At 71.5% G+C, this 1,535-nt stretch carries 1 protein-coding gene and 1 pseudogene; both read right to left on the bottom strand.

Annotated elements, in window-relative coordinates; translation table 11 throughout:
• A pseudogene (locus ELR45_RS36555) lies at positions 1–422 on the bottom strand (ABC transporter ATP-binding protein); the annotation flags it as partial.
• The coding region (locus tag ELR45_RS34450) for an ABC transporter ATP-binding protein (RefSeq protein ID WP_205855736.1) at positions 419–1,535 on the bottom strand (1,117 nt) is incomplete at its 5' end. The pseudogene ELR45_RS36555 and the gene ELR45_RS34450, both read right to left, overlap by 4 nt.

Consider the following 1,535-nt stretch of genomic DNA (forward strand, 5'->3'; position numbering starts at 1 on the left):
ACCCGCGCGACCAGAGCGCCGCGGCGTTCGGTGTTCTGCGTCAGCACCGAGAGGTCGTGCACGTGCCGGAAGCCTTTGAGGCGCAGCGTCGCGAGCCCGGCCTCGGTCGCCCGGAACAGCCTCCGGTTCATCAGATACGCCGCGCCGACCGTGACCACGATGCCGATCCCGGCGATGAAGCACATCCACCGGACATAGACCAGGTCCGGCCCGCCGGACGCGTTCAGGCCGCGGTCGATGGTCTGCTGCACCGAGATCGGGACGATCACCCGGCCACCCGTGGCGACCAACGCGATCAGCAGCGTCAGCGGCAGTCCCTGCTTGATCTCCGGAGAGAGCGCCAGCCCTCGCCGGATGGTCCGCAGCGCCCCGGCCGACGTGATGTCGCCGAGCCGGGACGAGGCGCTCGCGCCGCTGCTCACTGTTTCCCTCTCTGCTGTGGGTCGGTTCCGCCGTCCGCACGCTCCTGGGCGTCGCGCTCGTAGGCGGTGATCAGCCGCTCGTACCCCGGTGTGGTCGCGATCAGCTCGTGATGAGTGCCGCGTGCCACGACCCGGCCGTCCTCGATGTAGACGACCTCGTCCGCCAGGGTGATGGTCGCGCGCCGGTAGGCCACGACCACCACCGTCGACGGCAGCCCGGCGTCGCGCAGGCCGGCCAGAATCCGGCGCTCCACCTCGGGGTCGACGGCACTGGTCGCGTCGTCGAGTATCAGCAGCCGTGGCCTGCGGACCAGTGCGCGCGCCAGCGCCAGACGCTGTCGCTGACCGCCGGAGAGCATGGAGCCGCGTTCCCCCACGGGCGCGTCGAGGCCGTCGTCGTTCCCCACCACGAAGTCCTGCCCCTGGGCCAGCTCGAGGGCCGCCCAGACATCGCCGTCGGGGATGTCCCGGCCGAGGGTGATGTTCTCCCGGATGCTGTCCTCGAAGATGAACGGTTGTTGGAACACCAGCGCGGCCGTCTCGGCGATCTCTCCCTTGCGCAGGTCCTTCAGGTCGGTGCCGTCGATGCGGATCTCCCCGTCGACCGGATCCACCAGCCGCACCAGCAGGCTGGCCAGGGTCGACTTGCCCGAGCCGGTCGGGCCGACGACGGCGACCGTCTTGCCGGGCTCGATGCTGAGGTCGATCTCGTCGAGCACCGCGGCGTCGTCCGCGTCCGGGTCCTGGTCCCCAGCGGGCGGCTCGGCCCCGGACGAGACGTCCGGCGACGGCCCGTCGGCCCGCAACCCGTGCACGCTGCCGCCCGATGCCCGCTCGGGTGGGCCCTGGCCCGAAGCACGTGCGGCTGCGGTGGTGCCCGCCGAGTCGTAGGCGAACCTGATGTCGTTGACTCCGAGCTGCGCGGCCTCTCCGGTGCCTTCGAGGCGTCGCTCGCCAAACGGGAGCGCGCCGGTCGCATCGAGCACGGCGGACACCCGGCGCCAGCCGACCACCGCACGTGGAAGCTCCCCGAGAACGAAGCCGATCGCCCGGATCGGGAACGCCGTGATGGTGAACAGGTAGGCGACCTGCACCAGCTGCCCGGGCTCCAGC

This window comes from Phytoactinopolyspora endophytica, assembly GCF_004138495.1.
In the GTDB taxonomy this organism is placed as follows: domain Bacteria; phylum Actinomycetota; class Actinomycetes; order Jiangellales; family Jiangellaceae; genus Phytoactinopolyspora; species Phytoactinopolyspora endophytica.